This is a genomic window from Xanthomonas prunicola, assembly GCF_002846205.1.
Classification (GTDB): Bacteria; Pseudomonadota; Gammaproteobacteria; order Xanthomonadales; family Xanthomonadaceae; genus Xanthomonas; species Xanthomonas prunicola.
In genome coordinates this window covers 436,262-456,831 of record NZ_PHKV01000001.1, presented here as the reverse complement: position 1 = coordinate 456,831, position 20,570 = coordinate 436,262, and the positions used below count along the sequence as shown (strand labels likewise).

The window sequence follows — 20,570 nt, the reverse complement described above, 5'->3', positions numbered from 1 at the left end:
TCGATGGCCGATCCACCCCGGATACCGCCATGAGCCTCGTGAATACAGCATCGCCGTCTACCAACGATTTCGTTGACATCTCCGCCACCAGCGACCACCACATCACTGCCGTGCGCGGCGAACTCGTCGTTTCTCTGCCGATGCGCCATGCCGGCATGCGCGAGCTGCGGCTGCGCTATGAACTGATCGGCTCGGCCCATGCGCCGGTGGTGTTCGTGGCCGGCGGCATCTCTGCGCACCGCCATTTGGCCGCGAGCGCGCTGTTTCCCGAGAAGGGCTGGGTGGATGGGCTGGTCGGCAGCGGCCGCGCGCTGGATCCTGCCACGCGACGTCTGCTGGCATTCGATTTTCTCGGTGCAGACGGCAATCTGGACGCGCCGATCGATACCGCTGATCAGGCCGATGCGATCGCTGCGTTGCTGGACGCGTTGGGTATCGGGCGTTTGCACGGTTTTGTCGGTTATTCCTACGGCGCGCTGGTTGGATTGCAGTTCGCCATCCGCCATGCGGCCCGCGTCGGCACCTTGGTTGCGGTAAGTGGTGCGCATCGTGCTCACCCGTATGCCGCGGCCTGGCGTGCCTTGCAGCGCCGTGCGGTGGCGCTGGGCCAGTTGCAATGCGCGGAACAGCACGGCCTGGCGCTGGCACGTCAGTTCGCCATGCTCAGCTACCGCACGCCGGAAGAATTCAGCGAGCGCTTCGATGCGCCGCCGGAAGTCATCAATGGCCGCGTGCGGGTGGCCGCCGAGGACTATCTGGACGCTGCCGGTGTGCAGTACGTAGCGCGTACGCCAGTGAATGCATATCTGCGTCTGTCCGAATCCATCGACCTGCATCGGATCGACCCCGCGCAAGTGCGCGTGCCCACCGTCGTGGTGGCGGTGGAGGGCGACCGCCTGGTGCCGCTGGCTGACATGGTCAGCCTGGTGGAAGGTCTGGGCCGGCGCGGCAGCCTGCGCGTGTTGCGCTCGCCATATGGCCACGACGCCTTCCTCAAAGAAAACGATCGCATCGACGCAATCCTCACTACCGCCCTTCGCAGCACCGGAGAAACCGCATGAGCTTTCGTGACCCCACCGACGCCCCCTGTACTGCTGCCACTGCCGCCGTGCGTGCCGGTATCGACCGCGACACCGCCTACGGTGCAGTCACTCCGCCCATCGTGCTGTCGTCGAATTTTTCGTTCGATGGCTTCGGCAACAAGCGCCAGTATGACTACACCCGCAGCGGCAACCCGACCCGCGATCTGCTTGGCGAAGCGCTGGCCGAACTGGAAGGCGGCGCCGGTGGCGTGATCACCTCCACCGGCATGGGCGCGATCAATCTGGTGCTCAATGCGGTGTTGCAGCCCGGCGATACGCTGGTGGTGCCGCACGATGCGTACGGCGGCAGCTGGCGCCTGTTCAATGCGCTGGCCAAGAAGGGCCACTTTGCGCTGATCACCGCTGATCTCACCGACCCGCGTTCTCTCGCCGATGCGTTGGCGCAGTCGCCCAAGCTGGTGCTGATCGAAACCCCGTCCAACCCGCTGCTGCGCATCACCGATCTGCGCTTTGTCATCGAAGCGGCGAAGAAGGTCGGCGCATTGACGGTAGTGGACAACACCTTCCTGTCACCTGCGCTGCAGAAGCCCTTGGATTTCGGTGCCGATCTGGTGCTGCATTCCACCACCAAGTACATCAACGGCCATAGCGACGTGGTGGGCGGTGCGGTGGTGGCGCGCGATGCGCAGCTGCATCAGCAACTGGTGTGGTGGGCCAACGCGTTGGGCCTGACCGGCTCGCCGTTCGATGCCTTCCTCACCTTGCGCGGTCTGCGCACGCTGGACGCGCGCCTGCGCGTGCATCAGGAAAATGCCGACGCGATCGCTGCGCTGCTGGACGGGCACGCGGCAGTCAATCAGGTGTATTTCCCCGGGCTGGCGACGCATCCGGGCCATGCCCTGGCGGCGCGTCAGCAGAAGGGCTTCGGCGCGATGATGAGTTTCGAGCTCGAAGGCGGCGAAGCGGCAGTGCGTGCGTTCGTCGATGGGCTGCGTTACTTCACGCTGGCCGAATCGCTGGGCGGGGTGGAAAGCCTGATCGCGCATCCGGCCTCGATGACGCATGCGGCGATGACTGCCGAAGCACGTGCGGCAGCCGGCATTTCCGATGGCTTGTTGCGGCTGTCGATCGGGATCGAGTCGACCGAAGATCTGCTGATCGATCTGCGTGCCGGTCTGGCCCGTGCAGAAGCCACCCTGACCGCCACCAACCGTAAACAGGTCGACGCGTGAGCACTGTGCTGCCTGTTGCGCGCCGCGCTGCGGTCGCTGCGGTGACGCCCACCCCGCGGCTGGCCTTGCTTGGGACTGGCACCGTGGGACGCGCTTTCGTGACCCGCTACACCGCGTTGCAGCAACGCCAACTGCGTTTGCCGCGCTTCGATTGGCTGGCCAATTCGCGCATTGCGCAGGATTGCGGCGTGAGTGCCGAGCAGGCGCTGCAACAGGCCAATGCCGCGCCGCGCGGGCAGGCGGTCTTGCAGCCATGGGCTGAAACCACTGCACTGCGTGCCGGCGATGTGTTGGTAGACGCCACCGCCAGCGATGTCGTCGCCGATTGGCATGTCGAGTGGTTGCTGCGCGGTGTGCATGTGGTCACCGCCAACAAACTGGGCCAGGGCACCGCGTTGTCGCGTGCGCAGGCGCTGCATGCTGCGCGTCATGCCAGCGGCGCGCATTACGGGGATAGCGCCACCGTGGGCGCCGGGTTGCCGGTGTTGAGCAGCGTGCGTGCGTTGGTCGCCGGCGGCGACCACATCCATTCGATCGAAGGCGTATTGTCTGGGTCGTTGGCATGGCTGTTTCATCGCTACGACGGCAATGGCGTATTTTCTGCCTGCGTGCGCGAAGCGATGGCGGCTGGTTATACCGAGCCGGATCCGCGCATCGATCTCTCCGGCGAGGACGTGCGGCGCAAGTTGCTGATCCTGGCGCGTGCGGCCGGATGGCAACTGGAGGCCGAACAGGTGCACGTGGAGTCGCTGGTGCCTGCCGACCTCACCAGCGTGCCGATCGGCCAACTGGATGCACGCCTGGGCGAACTGGATGCCGTCGTCAGCGCGCGCTGGCAGCAGGCACGCGCAGCGGGGCGGTGTCTGCGATTTGTCGGCCGGGTGGATGCGCATGGCGCAAGCGTGGGATTGCGTGAGCTTGCGCTGGATCACCCCTTGGCGGGCGGTGCCGGAACCGACAACCGTGTCGCGATCAGCAGCGACCGTTACCGCGAGCAGCCGTTGTTGATCCAGGGCCCGGGTGCGGGTGCGGAGGTCACGGCGGCCGCGTTGCTGGACGATGTGCTGCGGATCGTGGCGGGTTGATGCTTTCGTTGCGCGGCAGATGCGTTGGTTCTGCCGCGGGCTTACCGCTGATTGGTGCGGGCATTCTGGTTGGTGGCGGTCGGACCCGGAGGCTGTCTGCGCACTGCACGCGCTTCATCGCCTGGCAGGCGTGGGTGCCGTTCTTCGTGCGGCAACCTGCCTGCTCGCTTGCCTCATGGTGAGTTGCCAATGATGGCTGCGACCGGCAGTGCTCGGGCAGCGGTTGGCAGGGGAAGTAACGCACAGCAGCCGATTGCCGTGCGCCGCTGCAATTACTGCGCGATGGCCTTCAACAGTGCGGCATTGAAACGCGCCGGGTCCTGTACCTGCGGCGAGTGCCCCAGGTCGGCGAATTCGATCAAGGTCGCCTTCGGAATCGCCGCAGCTGCCTGCTTGCCCAGCTTGGTGTAGTCGCCGACGCGCGCCTTGACCTGCTGCGGTGCGGTGTCCTTGCCGATCGCGGTGCGGTCCTTGAGGCCGATGAACAGCGTGGTTGGCACTGTGAGCTTGGGCAGTTCGTACACCACTGGTTGGTTGAACACCATGTCGTAGGTCAGTGCCTGATTCCAGGCCACCGCCTGCTTGCCGGGGCCTAGCGACATGCCGGCCTGCATCCGCGCCCAGCGTTCGAACTCGGGCTTCCATTGCCCGGCGTAATAGACTTCCATCTGATATTTCTTGATCCGCTCGAAGCTGGTCTTCAGCTCGTTGTCGTACCAGGCGTCGACGCTGCGCCACTGAATGCCTGCGGCCTTCCAGTCTTCCAGGCCGATCGGGTCCACCAAGGCGAGGTGCTCGGTGGCCTGCGGGTACATCAGTGCGTAGCGGATCGCGAGCATGCCGCCCATCGAATGACCGATTACAACCGCGCGCTCGACACCTAAATTTTCGAGCAGCGCGTGCGTGTTATTGGCTAACTGTGCGAACGAAAACTGATAGGCGGCCGGTTTGCTGGATTTGCAGAAGCCCACCTGGTCCGGCGCGATCACGCGGTAGCCGGCCTTGCTCAGGGCCGCGATGCTGGATTCCCAGGTGGCCGCGCAGAAATTCTTGCCATGCAACAGCACGGCGGTGCGTCCGTTCGGCTTGCCGGTGGGTGCGACATCCAGGTACGCCATTTCCAGCGGTTGCTGCTGCGAGGTGAACGCGTACGTCTTGACCGGGTAGGGGTAATCGAAGCCTTCAAGACGCGGGCCGTAGCTGGCTTGTTGAGCCATCAGCGGGCCGCAGGCCAGGGTCAGTGCGAGTGCACAGGCGAGATGTCGCATCGTGTTCTCCATCCGGGATCAGTGCCGGAAGGCTACCTGGCGCACCGTGGTGGAGGCGTGGATCCGGGCGGTGCCGCGGCGAGGGGTGTGGCGGGCTGACTTGCCCTCATCCGCCCTTCGGGCACCTTCTCCCGCAGGCGGGAGAAGGCGGGTGATTTCTGCGGGAACGGCATTGCGTTCTGATCGCGCCACGCCACCGGCAGACTCAGCACTCGATGACGTTCACCGCCAGGCCGCCGCGGCTGGTTTCCTTGTATTTGTCCTGCATGTCGCGGCCGGTGTCGCGCATGGTCTTGATGACCTTGTCCAGCGACACCTTGTGCTTGCCGTCGCCACGCATGGCCATGCGGCTGGCGTTGATCGCCTTGACCGCGCCCATGGCGTTGCGTTCGATGCAGGGGATCTGCACCAGCCCACCGATCGGGTCGCAGGTCAGGCCCAGATTGTGTTCCATACCGATTTCCGCGGCGTTTTCGATTTGCCCAGGATTGCCGCCAAGCGCGGCAACCAGGCCGCCGGCGGCCATCGAGCAGGCCACGCCCACCTCACCCTGGCAGCCGACTTCGGCACCGGAAATGGAGGCGTTCTCCTTGTAGAGGATGCCGATGGCCGCAGCGGTGAGCAGGAAATCGAAGATGCGCTGTTCGGATGCGCCGGGGCAGAAGCGGTCGAAGTAATGCAGCACCGCCGGGATGATGCCGGCCGCACCATTGGTCGGCGCGGTGACCACGCGGCCACCGGCCGCGTTTTCTTCGTTGACCGCCAGTGCGTACAGGTTGACCCAATCCAGGGTGGTCAACGGGTCGCGCATGGCCGCTTCCGGCTTGGAGGACAGTTCTCGGTACAGCGCCGGTGCGCGCCGCGAGACATTCAGGCCGCCGGGCAGCGTGCCTTCTTGGCGGATACCGCGCTCCACGCAGGACTGCATTGCATTCCATAACTCGCGCAGGCCCGTATGGATCTCGTCTTCGCTGCGCCAGCTCTTTTCGTTTTCGAACATCAGCGCGGCAATGCTCAGACCGCTGCGCGCGCACTGCGCCAGCAGTTCGTCGCCACTGAGGAACGGGTAGGGCAGCGGCGTTTCGTCGGCGACGATGCGATCGTCGGCAGCGTCGTCCTGGTTGACCACGAAGCCGCCGCCCACTGAGTAATAATCGCGTGTGGCGATCACCGCTTCGTCGGCGTCGTAGGCGGTAAAGCGCATGCCGTTGGTGTGGTACGGCAGCTTCTGCCGCTTGTTCATCGGCAGGTCGCGCTTTTCGTCGAAGCTGATTTCGTGCTGGCCCATCAAGCTGATGCGCTTGCTGGTACGAATGCGCTCCAGCGTGGCCGGGATGATGTCCGGGTCGATCAGGTTGGGGCGGTGGCCTTCCAGCCCGAGCAGCACGGCCTTGTCGGTGCCATGGCCGCGGCCGGTCAGCGCCAGCGAGCCGAACACTTCGGCGCGGATGCGCACCACGTCCTGCAGGCGCCCGGCGTCGAGCAGCCAGCGATGCACGAAGCGCTCGGCGGCGCGCATCGGCCCCACGGTGTGGGAGGAGCTCGGACCGATACCGATCTTGAACAGGTCGAACGTACTGACAGCCATGCGTGCCGGAGAGGTGAGCGTAAAGACCGCTATTCTAGTCGTTCGGCGATTGCGGCACGGCTGCAGCGCAGCATGAGACCTGTTCGATGGCCCTGACCCTGTACCAGCGCGACGATTGCCACCTCTGCGACCAGGCCGTGGAAGTGCTGGCGCAGGCGCGTGCCGGCGACTTCGACAGCGTGTTCATTGACCACGATGCGGCGCTTGAGGCCGTTTACGGCGCGCGCGTGCCGGTGCTGCGGGATGTTGGCGGGCGCGAGCTGGAGTGGCCGTTCGATGGCCAGCGCTTGCGTGCGTGGCTGGATGAGGCCGGCCGCTGATAGGCGCTCGCGGATATGGTTCGCGTCTGCTGATGGACTGAAGGCTGTTACAAGCGATTTGCACGTCAGGTGAGCGAGACCGGTGTGCGTTTGCGCCACGTGAACACGCTGGTTTCAATACGTCGCCCGCAAGTACCCGGCAATTACACGCTGGTTTGGTTCACCTGCGGCGTTTGGGAGGGGGGCGTTCAGTCGTCGCCGTTCAACGGCACAGCTGGTCCTCACATGGCACGCCATCGTTGTCGCCGTCCATCTTTGTGCCGGGACAGTTACGCAGCACCCAGGTGGCGTCGTCGCAGGAAGTCATCTGCGAGCAGTGTTTGCGCCCGCCGCAGCTATAGTGCGGCGTGGGTGCGGGCGTGGCAGACGTTTTGCCTGCCGCTGCAGCTGCCGTAACCGCTGGCGAGCTCTGGAGCGCTGCGCGGTCTGGCGGCGTCCTGTCTGCCGGTGCCCGTGCCGGAACTGCTGAAGAAGTTTCAGGGGGCGCAGGGGCTGGCATCTGCGTGTCCCGATCGAGATACGCATAGCCGCCAGCAACTGCCACAAGCAGCAGCAACAGGAGCTTGCCCAGCCCGATCAAGCGATGGGTCGATGGCGCTTGCGCTGCCGCATGCTGTCTGCGTGGGCCACGTCCGGCTGCCGGCGCGCCGGCGCGCATTACGCGCACTGCCTGGCGTCGCCCATCCTTGCCGGGTTCGATCTCGAAGGAAATCAGCTCACCGATACGCGGCGCGTCCGGACTGCGTGGGAACGCGGAGATATGCACGAATAGCTCATCGCCGGGCTGCGCCAGCGTGATGAAGCCGAAGCCACGATCGGCATTCCAGCGGGTCAACGTTCCGTGTGTGCGCATCGGCGGCGTCCGTGAGTGGACGCCAAGTCTAGCTGTCGCGCGGTGTCATCCGGCCACCGGGCAGAAACCACCGAGCATAAAAAAGCGGCGGACCCGACGAGGTAGTCCGCCGCGCAGTGGCCGCGTCCGGTTGCGGCCTGTGGCCTTACTTCGCCTTCAACACGACCTTGGTGCTGATCGCGGTTTCGTTGGGAATGGTCTTGGTATCGGCCCAGTCGCCGCCGCCTACACCGAAGTCCAGCCGCTTGACCACGGCCTTGCCCGCCAGCACCGGCTGCGCGCCAGGTGTCCAGGTGAAGGTCAGCGTGACCGGTTTGCTGACGCCGCGCAGTTCCAGGGTGCCATCGGCGGCGTACTGGTTACCACCCAGGGCACGGAACTTGTCGGCGCGGTAGCGCGCAGTGGCGAACTTGGCGACGTTGAAGAAATCCGGGCCCTGCAGGGTGGAATCGCGGTCGTTGTTGCCACTGACCGCGCTGGCCAGCGGAATGCGCACGTCTAGCTTGGCGCCGGCAAGGTTGGCCGGATCGAAACTCAGCGTGGTGTCGAAACCGGGGAACTTGCCGGTGAACACTTCGCCGTCGTATTTGCTGGCGAACACCAGGCTAGAGCCCGGCGCCTGCACGTAGTCGGCGGCGCGCACCGGCGCGGCGGCGAATGTGGCAACCAGCGAGGCCGCGACCAGCATCGGAGAAACGAACAACTTGGACGACATGGGAAATCCTTATGGTTTGGGGGAGAGCCAGCCGCGCGGCACCATCCGCGCTAGGGTGGCATCACGCTGGAACAGGTGGTGGTAGAACGCAGCCCCGGCATGCGCCAGCACCACGGCAATCAGCAACCAGAAACCCCACTCGTGGATGAAGTGCGCGGTGGCGCGCAATTGTTCGTCCGGCGGGCTGAGCTTGGGCACATTGAACAGGCCGAACCAGCGGAACGGGCGCAGGCCGCTGGTGGAGTCGTATAACCAGCCCGACAGCGGTATGGCGAAGATCATGGCGTACAGCAGCCAATGGGTGAGCCCGGCGATGCGCTCCTGCCAGCGCGGCGTGCCGGCTACCGGCGGCGGGGCGCCTGCGTAAATGCGCCAGCCCAGGCGCACGATCACCAAGGCCAGGACGGTCAACCCCACTGACTTGTGCGCGGTGTACACCCAGAAGTATTTCGGCGTCTTGGGCAGCTCGCCCATGGTCAGACCGACGATCCCCAGGACCAGGATCAGTAATGCGATCAACCAGTGCAGGGTCTGGCTGACACCGCCCCAGCGTTCGATGTTCTTCAGGGTCATGTTCCCGATTCCTTGCTGGCTGCGGTGTCCGGCGCCGTCGGCGCTGCCTGAGGCTCGGGTGTCTCGTCGTCGGCGCTGCCTTCGCGCACGGCTTCGGCCTCGATGCGCAATTCCACACTGTCGCCGATCATCGATTTCCATGCATCGATCCCGAACTCCGCACGGCTCAGTGTGGCGGTGGCGGAGAAACCGGCGGTGCGACGGAACGGCGGCAGCGGATGGCGCCTGAGCGCGTTGAGGGTGACGTCCAGGGTGACCGGGCGGGTGACACCGTGCAGGGTGAGATTGCCGGTGACCTTGGCGTGGTTTTCGCCGCTGGCCTCCACGTGCGTGGAGACGAAATGCGCGTCGGGAAAGCGCTCGGCGTCGAGTAGGTTACGTGCCAGGGTGGCCTGGTTCCACTTGGCATCGCCCAGGTCGGCGCGGTGCAGCGGCACGGTGACATCCAGCCGGGAAGCGGCCCAGTCGTCCGGGTCGAAGACCAGCGTGCCGCTGCTTCCGGAAACAGTGCCCAATGCCTTGGAAAAGCCGGCATGTTCCACCGCGAATAGGACCCGGGTGTGGACCGGGTCCAGCGCGTAGCGGACCGGTGCGGCGGTAGCGACCAGGCTGGTCAAGGCCAGGGCGGGCAAGAGCAATAGGCGGGCGAGGGTCGTCATGGGCGAATTCTAGACACATCCCGGCAATGCGCGCTTGGCTTGCGCTCGCAACGATCCGTTGCGAGCATGCGGGCTGGACGTGGAAGGGACTCCCACATGCGCTTACTCATCGTGGTGCTGGCTTTGCTGTTGGTGATATCGCCATGCGCGGCAAAGATTCCGGAAGTGCCGCGCTTTCGGATCGTCGGGCCCAGCGAAGGATTGCCTTCGACGATGGTGGTTGCCATCAGCCAGGACCGTGCCGGCTACCTGTGGCTTGGAACACTCGACGGTCTGGTGCGTTACGACGGCGCAGGATTCAGGACCTGGCGCCACGATCCTGCCAACCCTGCATCGTTGCCTTGCAACGCGGTGCAGGCATTGCATATCGATGCGCAGGACCGGGTCTGGGTGGGGTGCGGCAAGACGTTGAGTGTCTTGGATGCCGGCCGCAGCGGCTTTCGTCACTATCGCGCGATCGACTATCCATTGCTGAAGAACGGCGAGATCTTCAGCATCGCCACATTCGACGGCGCTATCTGGGCCGGCACCACCACCGGTGCGCTTGTGCGCATCGATGCCACTGGACGGATGTCGTCGGTGAATCTGGGCGAGCTTGAAGGCGCACTGGATCAGGCCATGGTCATGAACCTGGCGGTGGATGATCGGCACCGCCTGTGGATCGGTACCAGCAATGGCCTGGCCTATTACGACGGCAATCGACTGCGTCGCCAATACATCCCGGACGAACCGAACCGGCAGTCGGCCGTCTTCGGCCTGCAGTGGACCGGCGACCGTTTATGGCTGGGAAGCGAATCTGGATTGCATGTACTGCGGGCAGACGGTCTCTGGCAGCCGCTTGCCTGGTCAACGATGTTCGGCAACGGGAATGAATTTTGGGGGGCAGTGGCTGCGCCGGATGGCGAATTCTGGCTGGGCAGCGGACGCGGTCTGTGGCGTACACGCGGCGAACGTCCACCGGTGCCCGCCTTGAGCGGCGAGGGGCCATTGTCGCGCCGCAACGTGATCGGTTTGCTGGGGGCAGCCGATGGCGGGCTGTGGGTGCCCATGCATGGCACCGGGCTGGGATATCTGCCAGCCGACTGGAAACGCAGTGCCGTGCTCAAGCCCGCGGTGCCAACGGGCGATGCGATCTACTGCAACCTGGCGGCCGCCCAGCGCTCCGGTGGGTTATGGCAGGTCGATGCGCAGGGGCGTCTGCTGCGCGTGGATCCGAGTACCGGCGATTCGTTCCAGACAGGCCTGCAGTCGCCGCAGCTCAAAGGGATGGAGTTGGTGTCGGCGCTGGAAGATCGTCTGCAACGCGTGTGGCTGGGGAATTTGAGTTTTGGCCTGTCGCGGATGGATCTGCGCACCGGTGAGTTCATTCATTGGCCGTCCGATGGGCCTGAGCCAACGTCGGCGTTGTCGGCACCCGAATGGATCAGCGAGCATGGTGACACTGTCTGGATGGCCTTCATCGATATGGTGCAGCAGCGCGATCTGCGCAGCGGCAAGGTCTTGCAGCGGATTACCCAGCAAGACCTGCATGGCCTGCGCGCGATCGACATCCAACAGCTGGCGCAAGGCCCCGACGGACGCGTATGGGTGGCCGGCGAGGGCGGCATGTTCGCGTGGGACGACGCCTCGCACAATTTCGTGCCGGTGGCAGGGATGGAAGGAGCGCAAATCCAGGCATTTGCCAGCCCGTCTGCGGAGACGGTCTGGGTCTATCGGGCTTCCGGTGCAGAGCAATGGCAACAGGTTGCGGATCGCTGGACGCGGGTCCGTCAGGTGGGCGAGGCGGATGGGCTGAGCGGGTTCGATGCCTCTGCCATGCAGATCGACCCGCATGGCCGTGTCTGGATTTCCAGTTTGCGCGGGCTGTGGCGGATTGACCCCTCGGTGCACCCTGCGCGGGTCCGCAATATCGGCACGCGCGACGGCTTGACCAGTCAGGAGTTCATCCAGCATTGCCTGTTGATGTCCGGCGATACCTTGATCGGCGCAACCAGCGATGGCTCTACCGTGCTGCTGGATACCGCAATGCCGGACGTTGCGCCGTTTGTCCCAGCGTTGCAGCTGGAACATGTCAGCGTGCTGCGCAATGGCGCACGTATCGCCCTGCCAATGGATCGCCCGTTCCAGCTGGGCCCGGAGGACCGTCAGCTGCAGGTCGTCAGCCGCTTGTTGTCGTACAGCGACCCGCTCTCCAATCGGTATCGCAGCTTCCTGAAAGGCTTCGACACGGACTGGCAAACAACAGGCAACTCGGGCATCCGCGAATTCGCCAGCCTGCCTGCTGGCAACTATGAGCTCGCGCTGCAGGGCATCGATCCGCTGGGCAATCGCTCGCAGGTGCGTTCGCTGCAGTTTTCGGTCAGGCCGCCATGGTGGCGTAGCGATATCGGTATCGCGTTGATCTGTTTGTCGGGATTGCTGTTGAGCGCCTTGCTGGCTGCGGCCTATCGCCGGCGTATTCGTCTGCGCGCGCAATGGCAGCTGGCGCAACACAAACGCGAGTTGGCCGAGCAGGCGTCGCTGGCCAAGACGCGCTTTCTAGCAACGTTGGGCCACGAGGTGCGCACGCCAATGACCGGCGTATTGGGCATGAGCGAGTTGCTGCTGCAGACCCCACTGGATGGGCGCCAGCAAGGTTATGCGAGCGCGATCCAGCTGGCCGGTAAGCACCTGCTGCGTCTAGTCAACGATGCGCTGGATTTGGCCCGGATCGAAGCAGGCAAACTGCCACTGGATTACCGCGATTTCGATCTGCGTCAGTTAGTTGGGCAAGTGGCGGAACTGGTGCGCCCGAGTGCCGAGCAGAAGCAGCTGGCCTTCCACTGCGAGCTTGACGATGCATTGCCGCCGGCCTTGCATGGCGATGCCAGTCGCGTACAGCAGATCCTGCTGAATCTGCTGTTCAACGCAGTCAAGTTCACCGAGCGCGGGAGTGTCCACCTGCACATGACGGCGCTGCCGCAGCACACGCAGCAGGGCATCCGCGTGGAAGTGTGCGACACCGGGCCGGGCATGAGCGCCGAGCAGCGCGGGCGGCTATTCCAGCGTTTCGAGCAGGCCGAAGGCGCGCTCACGCTTGCACGGCACGGCGGCAGTGGCCTCGGGCTGGCGATCTGCCGCGAACTTGCGGCGGCCATGGGCGGCTCAGTGACGGTCAGCAGTGAGTTGGGGCAGGGCGCGTGTTTCGTGGTTGAGCTGCCGCTGCGCTGGGTGTCCACGTTACCCGCTGTCACGCCGTCTGCAGTGCGCGCACCGCCTCTGCACGCGCAGGCGCCGTTGCAGTTGCTGCTGGTGGAAGACGATGCGACCGTGGCGCAGGTGATCGTTGGCCTGCTGCAAACGCGGGGGCATCATGTCACCCATGTATTGCATGGTCTCGCAGCGCTGGCCGAGGTCAGTACGCGCAGTTTCGATGCAGGGTTGTGCGACCTGGATCTGCCCGGTCTCGACGGCGTAGCACTGGTGGCGCAGCTGCGCGCGCGCGGCGTGCGCTTCCCGATTGTGGCCGTGACCGCGCGTGCCGATGCCGATGCCGAACCGCAGGCGATGGCCGCAGGCTGTCATGGATTTTTGCGCAAGCCGGTCACCGGCGACCTGCTCGCGCAGGCGTTGGCGCGGGTGCTTGCCGACGTCGATAAGGGAGAGAGCGGCAGTGAGGCCGGCGGCGCGTAGGTCGGTGTGGAAGGCGGTCCAGGTGCGCACCAGGCGCGATGCGTTGGCACTGTCTGTCCGGCAGTGCAGACGGAAAACGTGCGGAGACCCCAACCCAACCAGTGTCACGCGCGCGCAGGCACCTGCGGCATGGTCAGGCCAAGAGGGTGGTCGCGCGCTGGGCTGGCTGCGACCGGCACTAGATCCACCACCACGCTGCCAGCCACCGTCTGCAGCCAATGAGTGCTGTGTACCGGGTACAGTGCAGTCCCAACAGGGGCGCGCGTGGGTGCACACGCGGCGATGGGGACAAGGATGACGATGAAGAGCGTGCTGTTGTCGGTGCTGGCAGCGCTACTGCTGTCGATCGGCCTGGATGCGGCGGCGGTGAATCAGATCGAGACCCCGCGCATGCGCCGGTTCGGTGCGGCCGAGGGCCTGCCCTCGCGCATGGTGCTGGCACTGGCGCAGGACCGGCAGGGCTATATCTGGGCGGCGACCAGCGATGGCCTGGCACGCTACGACGGCATCGGGCTGCAGGTATGGCAGCACGACCCGCATGTCGCCAGTTCGATCCCGGGCAACGAAGTGGAAACGCTGTTTGTCGATGATCGCGATCGGGTGTGGGTTGGCGTCAACGGCTCGCCAGTGAGCATGCTGGAGACCTCGCGCGCTGCATTTACCACATTTCCCAACGTCGGCGCAGCGTGCGATGGACAGGTCTGGGCGCTGGCGCAGGCACAAGGTGCGATCTGGATAGGAACCAGTCATGCCGGACTTTGCCGGCGCGAAGAAAGCGGCCGGGTGACGGCGTTCCGTGCCACCCTGGATGCGGCTGATGGACTGCCCAGCAACACCATCATGAGCATGGTGACCGATGCGCGCGGCCGGCTGTGGATCGGCACTGATAACGGGTTGGTGATGCGCGACGGCGAGCGCTTCGTGCGCATCGCGCCAGACCGGCTGAGGACGTCTGTTTTCAAGTTGAGCAAGGATGCCGACGGGACGTTGTGGGTCGGGACCAGCGAGGGGTTGTACAGGGTGACACCGGCTGGTGAGCTGGAGCGTGCGCCTTGGGCGGGGGCCGATGTCGTACGTGCCGCCACCGTGGTGCACGATGTGCACGGCGGTTACTGGATTGGTGCCGCCGATGGGTTCTTTCGGGTGGCGCCAGGAGAAGCCACGCTGCGCGTGATGGAAGGCGATCGTGGCAGCGGCTTTCTTACCGCACATAGCGGCGTGCTCGATGTGATGCAGGACCGCCAGGGCGGGCTATGGCTCGGGCTGATTTCGCAAGGCGTTGCGTATCTCCCGCCGGATTGGCGGCGGTTCTCCACCCTTTTCGAAAGCCAAGGCAAGCCGCTGGAGAGCTTGTACCTGGTCAACGCCGCCACCGACGGTGACAGCTTCCTGGTAACGACCGGCGAAGGGGTGTACCGGCTAGGCAATGACGGTGAGCTGGTGCCGGTACTGCACAGCGATGCATTGGGGGGCGGCACCGTGCAATCGGTGCTGCCGGCCGGGGACGGTCGTCTGTGGATCGCGCTGCGCGATGGCGTTATTCGGTATACCCCGGCGACGGGGAAGAAACGCAAGCTTGCGATGCAGATTGGCACTTCCGCCACGCATCGGGTGGAGCTGATGACGCCAGGCATCCATGGCGAGTTCTGGATTTCGATCGTGGAAGGTGGCGTGCAGCGACTTGCGGCGGATGGACGACTGCTGGCCACGTTCCGCTTCGGTACCGACCTGAGCGAAGTCGGCGGCATGGTGCAACAACTGACAGTGCGGCCGGATGGCACCGTCTGGGTCGCAGCCGGTGATGGCTTGTGGGTCTGGCAGGGCGAACGCTTTCGCGCTGTGATCAAGGACGCCACTTCAGAAGTCTATGCGCTGGCCTTCGTTTCGCCACGCGAGTTCTGGGTTGGGCGTTCCGGTGCGTTGGAGCGCTATGGTTGGGACGGGCAGCAGGCGCGCCTGCTGGAGCGGATTGGGCACGAGCACGGTCTGCCATCGACCGAGATACGTGGCCTGGCATTAGGCGGCGCTGACACGGTATGGGCCACAACCTCGCGTGGCCTGTTCGCTTACAAGCGCGGCCAGCCGCAGGTACGCCGCTTCGGTCCGCGCGACGGTCTGCCGGATAGTGAGTTCTCGATGCGTCCGCCGGCCATTGGTCCCAATGGCCAGGTGCTGGCGCTGACGACCAGCGGCATTGTCTTATTCGATCCATCGCGTCCGTATGCACCGGCGCCGTTGGCGCGTCTAGTGATCGAGTCGGTGCAGGTGCGGCGTAACGATGCGGAGCGTCCGCAGACGATGGCGCATAACGGGCCAGTGATCCTGCAGGCGCGCGATCGCGATCTGCGCATCAGCGCGCGGCTGTTGTCGTTCGTCGATCCCGCCTCTGCGCATTATCGCTATCGTGTGACTGGCTACGACGAGGGCTGGGTGGAGCAGGGCGCCAGCGGCGAGCGCGTGGTCTCGCGGTTGCCGCCGGGCGATTACCGCATCGACGTGCAGGCGCGTGCCGGCGATGGCGACTGGGTCGCCGCACCAGCGCTGCAAGTGCAAGTACGGCCGCCGTGGTGGTTGAGCAAGGCCGCGCAGCTGGCGGCGGCAGTGCTGTGCATGCTGCTGCTGTGCGTGTTCATTAGGGCCAGGAGAAAACGCGCGCGACGTCAACAGGAGTGGGTGCTGGCCCGGCAACGACAACAGCTTGCCGAGCAGGCGTCGATCGCCAAATCGCATTTCCTGGCAACGCTCGGCCACGAAGTGCGTACACCCATGACCGGCGTGCTTGGCATGAGCGAGCTGCTGCTGGCCACGCCGTTGAATGCCAAGCAGCGCAGCCATGTCGATGCGATCCGTAATGCCGGCACGCATCTGCTGCGGTTGGTCAACGATGCACTGGATCTGGCGCGCATCGAAGCAGGCAAATTGGAGCTGGTGCAGCAGCCCTTCGACCCCGCGCAGCTCACTCAGGAACTTGCCGATTTCATGCATCCCATCGCCGACGCGCGCGGCTTGCGTTTTCAGTATCGCAATCGGTTGTCCACGCAGCTGGTCGTGGTGGGCGACGCCACGCGCGTACGTCAGATCCTGATCAACCTGCTGGGCAATGCGATCAAGTTTGCCGAGCGTGGCGAAGTGTCGCTGACCCTCGGTCAGCACGGCGACATCTTGCGCTTCAAGGTGCGCGATGCCGGCCCCGGCATCGGTCCGGAACAGCAAAAGCGCTTGTTCCAGCGCTTCGAGCAAGGCGAGGGCGCGCGCACCAGTTTGCGTTATGGCGGCAGTGGACTGGGACTGGCGATCTGTCAGGAACTCACCGTGGCGATGAAAGGCCGAATTCGCGTGCGTAGCCGGCTGGGGGTCGGTACTCAGTTCACCGTCGATTTGCCGTTGCCGATCGATCGTTCCGGCACGCGTATCGCCACCGGTCAGGTGCAGGCGCTTGCAGGCGAGCCATTGCGCATCTTGCTGGTGGAAGACGACCCGACCGTGGCCGAGGTAATCAGTGGCCTGTTGATCAATCGAGGCCATCGCGTGGTGCATGCCGCGCATGGGCTGGCGGCATTGTCGGAAGCGGTGGATGGCGGTTTCGACGTCGCGCTACTGGATCTGGATCTTCCTGGGTTGGACGGTTTCGCCCTTGCATCGCAACTACGCCAGCTCGGTCACTGCTTCCCGCTGCTGGCAGTCACGGCACGCGCCGACAGCGCCGCCGAAACCCAGGCGCAGGCAGCCGGCTTCGACGGATTCCTGCGCAAGCCGGTGACCGCGGATTTGCTGGTGGAAGCAATCGCGGCCGCACGCGGTGCGAAAAATGCACGAGCGGTAGTCGCTGATGGCGCTGCATCAGGCGTATTCGAGTGAGGCAAGGCGTGCTTGCTCACGCACGGCGCGACCCGCACTATGCGGCGACCTGCAGTGAAATTTTTATGTCACGCCTACGCCTTGGTCCCGCTTTCGGTCACAACCTTGTTGCACTCTGGCTAGTTCTATTGATCACAGCGGTGCCCGTGTTTGCCTCCGCGGCAGTACCAACCACTCCTGTGCCGATCCAACTCACTGTGGCCAACGGACTGCCTTCCAACACGGTGAACGACTTTGCCGAGGACAAAAACGGCTACCTATGGCTGGCAACGGCCGATGGTCTGGCCAGGTTCGATGGGCGGAGTTACCGCATCTGGCGAATGGAAGACGGGCTGACAGATAACTATGTATGGGCTGTAGGAGTCGACGCCGAAGACGGGCTGTGGGTCGGTTTAAATGACGGTGGTGTAGGTGTTCTGGATCCTAAACGGCGCACATTCAAGGCTTTAAAGAGCAAACATTTTCCTGAGCTAAGTCACCTTACCGTGTGGACGATCGCGCAGACGCCCGATGGCGACCTATGGTTTGGAACATCTAGAAGCGGGGTTTATCGGCGGCGCCCGAATGGCAGCATTCAGCACTTTATGTTTGAGGCAAGCGATGCGCATAGTCTGCCGTCTGACCGAGTGACTGCATTACGGGTTACAGCTGACGGGGTACTTTGGATTGGAAGCAATGGAGGCCTCGCAAGATGGAATGGAGTTTCTTTCGATCGTAAGGCGTTGCCAGGTGATAGTCAGGTTTCTAACGGGTTACGCCTTGGTTCCAGCGGTGACTTATGGGTTACCGACAGCAATAACGGGCTGTATCGACTGGACTCTAGCGGGAATTTTGTTCCGCATCCTTGGCAGCATGCAAACGGCGGCCAGGACGTCATAGGCATGTTGTTGCATGATCGACGCGGGCACAATTGGTTGGACACGATGTCCGGTCTGGGCATCTCGGACGGTGCGCAGGTCCAAAATGTGCCGGTCTATAGCTTGTCGGCACATGGACTAGTCAAGCCGAGTTGGGCAAGTGCCTACGAGGATCGCGAAGGTGGCCTGTGGTTTGCCAGTCTCAGTGGCGGACTATGGCATCTGCCGCCGAAGTGGGACACTTTTTCAGTGTTGTCGTACCACGCTGACGATCCGCATTCGATGGCGAATCCTCTTGTAGGAGCCACGGCGGTGTCGGCATCCGGTGGATTATGGATTGCCGGCACGCGTGGCGCGTTAGAACGCTTGGATCCAGTTACCGGCAAGTTGGAACGTCACCTTCGTCCTATTTCAGGGATGCGTTGGCCCACGCGTATCTTGGAGAGCGGACGTGGCTATGTCTGGATTGGGTTGGCAGAATCTCTGGTGCGTTATGACCCGCGTACCCGACAAAGAAAGCGCTGGTCACTGTCCACAGAGCGCTATGTCGAGGCTGACATGGTGACACCTGACCTCATGGCCTTGGATGCACGCAGTCAACTTTGGATTTCCTTGAATAAGATGGGCTTCCAGATTCGTGATGAAGAAGGTCGGCTTATTCGTGAAATGGAGCAGGGCAAGCATGGGCTGGATAACTCCAATGCCTACGATCTAAAACTTGGCCCCGATGGGCAAATGTGGCTTGCCAGCACGACTGGCCTACAGCGTTGGGATCCAAAGACAGATGCTTTCGTCCTGGTACAAGGCGCGCCTTCCTCAACGAATTATGTAGTCCGTTTCACCGACTCGGGTGTGGTGTGGATCGGACTGATGGGCGAGCTGCGGCGCTATCTCTGGGATGGCACACGACTTACACATCTGGACACCATTGGCGGAGCGCAGGATTTCCCCATGGTGGCACCGAACGGGCTTGTAGTAGATGCCGCAGGCGTGGCCTGGGTGTCGAGTGCGCGCGGTCTGATCAGAGTGGACCCCGCTAGCAAGATGGTGCGGATCTACGGTGTGCATGACGGGCTTCCCAATCAAGAATTTCTGGGAGGCACGCTTGTCCAAGCAACGGGTGGGCAGATTCTAGGCGGAACCCCTGATGGTGTTGTGCTGTTTGATCCGGCCAAAATGCGTCCAAGTACGCGTCAGCCACCCCTGTTGATTGAGCGGGTTGGGGTGCGTCGCGGCGAGCGCGGACTGGATGTGACTGGCGTGGAGCCGCTGCGACTGCAGGACGGCGATCGCGACCTGCATATCGTCGCGCGCATGCCGACCTTTACGCATTCGGAGTCAACCAGCTATCGCTTTCGTTTGAGCGGCTACGACCCGGACTGGATCGACGTTGGGCCCAGTGGCGAGCGCTTGTTCTCGCGGCTGCCTTCTGGTCGTTATACGTTGGAAGTACAGGGGCGCACTGCAGACGGCATCTGGTCGGCGAGCCAAACATTGCGTTTTCAGGTGTTGCCGGCTTGGTGGCTATCGCCGTGGGGTTTAAGCCTGCTGGCCTTGCTGACTTTGTGCGTGATTGTTGCGGCCATCTTGTTGTATCGGCGTCGTCTCCGTCGCTTGACTGCCTGGCAGTTGGCGGTGCACAAACAGGAAGTGGCCGAGCAAGCCTCTTTGGCCAAGACCCGTTTTCTCGCAACGCTTGGTCACGAAGTGCGCACGCCGATGACCGGCGTCTTGGGCATGAGTGAGCTGCTGCTCAAGACGTCGTTGGATATCAAACAGCGCAGTTACACCGAGTCGATCCGCCGCGCGGGCGCGCATCTGCTGCGGCTGGTCAACGATGCGTTGGATCTTGCGCGCATCGAATCCGGACGGCTGGAACTGGATCTGCAACCATTTTCAGTGCGTCAGCTCTTGGCCGAAGTCGAAGCCTTGATGGCGCCATTGGCGCAGGAACGTGGCCTGCGCTTCAGCCTGGAAATTGGGTTGCTCGGCGACATCACCGCCAGCGGCGATTCCACCCGCATCCGGCAGATTCTGCTCAATCTGCTCAATAACGCGATCAAATTCACCGAGCGTGGCGTGGTCGGTTTGAAGTTGACCACGCTCGGTTCCTATCAAGGCCTGCGCTTTGAAGTGGCTGACACGGGTCCTGGCATTAACGCCGAACAGAAAGCGCGCCTGTTTCAGCGCTTCGAGCAGGGCGATGGTGCGAGGACGACTTCACGCTATGGTGGCAGTGGTCTGGGCTTGGCGATCTGCCAGGAGCTGGCGATGGCAATGGGCGGGCAGATCGAGGTGATCAGCCGACTCGGTGCGGGGACGCGCTTTGTGGTGGATCTGCCCCTGCGCTGGGTGGCGTCCAATGCCACGCTCGACAACGGGCCTGCGCATGCCGATACGGCCGTCGAACCGCAGCGCATCCTATTGGTGGAAGATGACCCGACCATTGCCGAAGTCATCATTGGCCTGCTGTTTGGGCAGGGACATTCCGTGGTGCATGCACCGCACGGCCTGGCGGCGTTGACAGAGGCGGCCGACAACACCTTCGATCTGGCGTTGCTGGATCTGGATTTGCCCGGCCTGGATGGGTTCGCGCTGGCACGGCAACTGCGCGCTTTCGGCTACCAGATGCCGTTGATCGCCGTGACTGCACGCTCCGATGAGGTCGCCGAACCGAATGCACGGGAAGCAGGCTTCGACAGTTTCCTGCGCAAGCCACTCACCGGCGACATGCTGGCCGACACCATCGCCGAGGCGTTACGCAGCAAGCGATAACACGCTGTGCGGATGCCCTGTCATCGAAGCTGGCGCCAATTGGGGGGCATGCGATGCGTTCTTCCGGTGACG

General features: G+C 63.8%; 13 protein-coding genes. 7 read left to right on the top strand and 6 right to left on the bottom strand.

Annotated features, from left to right (window positions below):
* The first annotated feature begins 29 nt into the window (after nucleotides 1–29).
* From metX to XpruCFBP8353_RS02130, 3 genes are read left to right on the top strand one after another with little or no spacing between them, the layout of a single operon-like run.
* Nucleotides 30–1,061 carry a homoserine O-succinyltransferase MetX gene (gene metX, locus XpruCFBP8353_RS02140; RefSeq protein ID WP_101361717.1) on the top strand — a complete coding sequence of 344 codons (1,032 nt, stop codon included), beginning with the start codon at nucleotides 30–32 and terminating at the stop codon, nucleotides 1,059–1,061.
* The gene (locus tag XpruCFBP8353_RS02135) at nucleotides 1,058–2,275 is read left to right on the top strand and encodes an O-succinylhomoserine (thiol)-lyase (RefSeq protein ID WP_101361716.1); all 1,218 of its coding nucleotides are present in this window, start codon (nucleotides 1,058–1,060) and stop codon (nucleotides 2,273–2,275) included. Before metX ends, XpruCFBP8353_RS02135 begins: the two co-directional genes overlap by 4 nt.
* On the top strand, nucleotides 2,272–3,360 hold the full coding sequence (locus XpruCFBP8353_RS02130; RefSeq protein ID WP_162300919.1) for a homoserine dehydrogenase family protein: 1,089 nt from the start codon (nucleotides 2,272–2,274) through the stop codon (nucleotides 3,358–3,360). Before XpruCFBP8353_RS02135 ends, XpruCFBP8353_RS02130 begins: the two co-directional genes overlap by 4 nt.
* Nucleotides 3,361–3,632: 272 nt before the next feature.
* Here the strand turns inward: XpruCFBP8353_RS02130 and XpruCFBP8353_RS02125 are convergent, their stop codons facing one another.
* Nucleotides 3,633–4,640: an alpha/beta fold hydrolase gene (locus tag XpruCFBP8353_RS02125; protein WP_407071300.1), complete on the bottom strand. Its 1,008-nt coding sequence runs from the start codon at nucleotides 4,638–4,640 to the stop codon at nucleotides 3,633–3,635.
* Between the two features lie 193 nt (nucleotides 4,641–4,833).
* Nucleotides 4,834–6,216, bottom strand: a complete 1,383-nt coding sequence (locus tag XpruCFBP8353_RS02120) for an L-serine ammonia-lyase (protein WP_101361715.1) — start codon at nucleotides 6,214–6,216, stop codon at nucleotides 4,834–4,836.
* A gap of 86 nt (nucleotides 6,217–6,302) precedes the next feature.
* On the opposite strand from XpruCFBP8353_RS02120, the gene XpruCFBP8353_RS02115 reads away from it, so the two are divergent.
* Nucleotides 6,303–6,536 carry a glutaredoxin family protein gene (locus XpruCFBP8353_RS02115; protein ID WP_101361714.1) on the top strand — a complete coding sequence of 78 codons (234 nt, stop codon included), beginning with the start codon at nucleotides 6,303–6,305 and terminating at the stop codon, nucleotides 6,534–6,536.
* 202 nt (nucleotides 6,537–6,738) lie between these two features.
* On the opposite strand, the gene XpruCFBP8353_RS02110 is transcribed toward XpruCFBP8353_RS02115, so the two are convergent.
* From XpruCFBP8353_RS02110 to XpruCFBP8353_RS02095, 4 genes are all read right to left on the bottom strand, one after another.
* Entirely contained in the window at nucleotides 6,739–7,389 is a 651-nt protein-coding gene (locus XpruCFBP8353_RS02110) for an excalibur calcium-binding domain-containing protein (RefSeq protein WP_101361713.1), read from the bottom strand.
* A 145-nt stretch (nucleotides 7,390–7,534) separates the two neighbouring features.
* Nucleotides 7,535–8,104: a YceI family protein gene (locus XpruCFBP8353_RS02105; protein WP_101361712.1), complete on the bottom strand. Its 570-nt coding sequence runs from the start codon at nucleotides 8,102–8,104 to the stop codon at nucleotides 7,535–7,537.
* 9 nt (nucleotides 8,105–8,113) lie between these two features.
* Nucleotides 8,114–8,677, bottom strand: a complete 564-nt coding sequence (locus XpruCFBP8353_RS02100; protein ID WP_101361711.1) for a cytochrome b — start codon at nucleotides 8,675–8,677, stop codon at nucleotides 8,114–8,116.
* A complete protein-coding gene (locus XpruCFBP8353_RS02095) occupies nucleotides 8,674–9,336 on the bottom strand; it encodes a YceI family protein (RefSeq protein ID WP_101361710.1) in 663 nt (220 codons plus the stop codon). The genes XpruCFBP8353_RS02100 and XpruCFBP8353_RS02095 overlap by 4 nt, the downstream gene beginning before the upstream one ends.
* Nucleotides 9,337–9,432: 96 nt before the next feature.
* Here XpruCFBP8353_RS02095 and XpruCFBP8353_RS02090 point away from each other — a divergent pair, with 96 nt between their 5' ends.
* The 3 genes from XpruCFBP8353_RS02090 to XpruCFBP8353_RS02080 all read left to right on the top strand — a co-directional run bounded on the left by XpruCFBP8353_RS02090 (nucleotide 9,433) and on the right by XpruCFBP8353_RS02080 (nucleotide 20,498).
* Nucleotides 9,433–13,008, top strand: a complete 3,576-nt coding sequence (locus XpruCFBP8353_RS02090; protein WP_101361709.1) for a hybrid sensor histidine kinase/response regulator — start codon at nucleotides 9,433–9,435, stop codon at nucleotides 13,006–13,008.
* 300 nt (nucleotides 13,009–13,308) lie between these two features.
* Nucleotides 13,309–16,866, top strand: a complete 3,558-nt coding sequence (locus XpruCFBP8353_RS02085) for a ligand-binding sensor domain-containing protein (protein ID WP_101361708.1) — start codon at nucleotides 13,309–13,311, stop codon at nucleotides 16,864–16,866.
* 65 nt (nucleotides 16,867–16,931) lie between these two features.
* The gene (locus tag XpruCFBP8353_RS02080; RefSeq protein ID WP_101361707.1) at nucleotides 16,932–20,498 is read left to right on the top strand and encodes an ATP-binding protein; all 3,567 of its coding nucleotides are present in this window, start codon (nucleotides 16,932–16,934) and stop codon (nucleotides 20,496–20,498) included.
* The last annotated feature ends 72 nt before the right edge of the window (nucleotides 20,499–20,570 follow it).

Excerpts from the sequence above, each read along its gene's own strand:
- XpruCFBP8353_RS02120 (WP_101361715.1), bottom strand. The coding sequence starts at position 6,216 with ATGGCTGTCAGTACGTTCGACCTGTTCAAGATCGGTATCGGTCCGAGC.
- metX (WP_101361717.1), top strand. The coding sequence starts at position 30 with ATGAGCCTCGTGAATACAGCATCGCCGTCTACCAACGATTTCGTTGAC.
- XpruCFBP8353_RS02085 (WP_101361708.1), top strand. The coding sequence starts at position 13,309 with ATGAAGAGCGTGCTGTTGTCGGTGCTGGCAGCGCTACTGCTGTCGATC.
- XpruCFBP8353_RS02090 (WP_101361709.1), top strand. The coding sequence starts at position 9,433 with ATGCGCTTACTCATCGTGGTGCTGGCTTTGCTGTTGGTGATATCGCCA.
- XpruCFBP8353_RS02115 (WP_101361714.1), top strand. The coding sequence starts at position 6,303 with ATGGCCCTGACCCTGTACCAGCGCGACGATTGCCACCTCTGCGACCAG.
- XpruCFBP8353_RS02100 (WP_101361711.1), bottom strand. The coding sequence starts at position 8,677 with ATGACCCTGAAGAACATCGAACGCTGGGGCGGTGTCAGCCAGACCCTG.
- XpruCFBP8353_RS02105 (WP_101361712.1), bottom strand. The coding sequence starts at position 8,104 with ATGTCGTCCAAGTTGTTCGTTTCTCCGATGCTGGTCGCGGCCTCGCTG.
- XpruCFBP8353_RS02110 (WP_101361713.1), bottom strand. The coding sequence starts at position 7,389 with ATGCGCACACACGGAACGTTGACCCGCTGGAATGCCGATCGTGGCTTC.
- XpruCFBP8353_RS02125 (WP_407071300.1), bottom strand. The coding sequence starts at position 4,640 with ATGGAGAACACGATGCGACATCTCGCCTGTGCACTCGCACTGACCCTG.
- XpruCFBP8353_RS02095 (WP_101361710.1), bottom strand. The coding sequence starts at position 9,336 with ATGACGACCCTCGCCCGCCTATTGCTCTTGCCCGCCCTGGCCTTGACC.
- XpruCFBP8353_RS02080 (WP_101361707.1), top strand. The coding sequence starts at position 16,932 with ATGTCACGCCTACGCCTTGGTCCCGCTTTCGGTCACAACCTTGTTGCA.
- XpruCFBP8353_RS02135 (WP_101361716.1), top strand. The coding sequence starts at position 1,058 with ATGAGCTTTCGTGACCCCACCGACGCCCCCTGTACTGCTGCCACTGCC.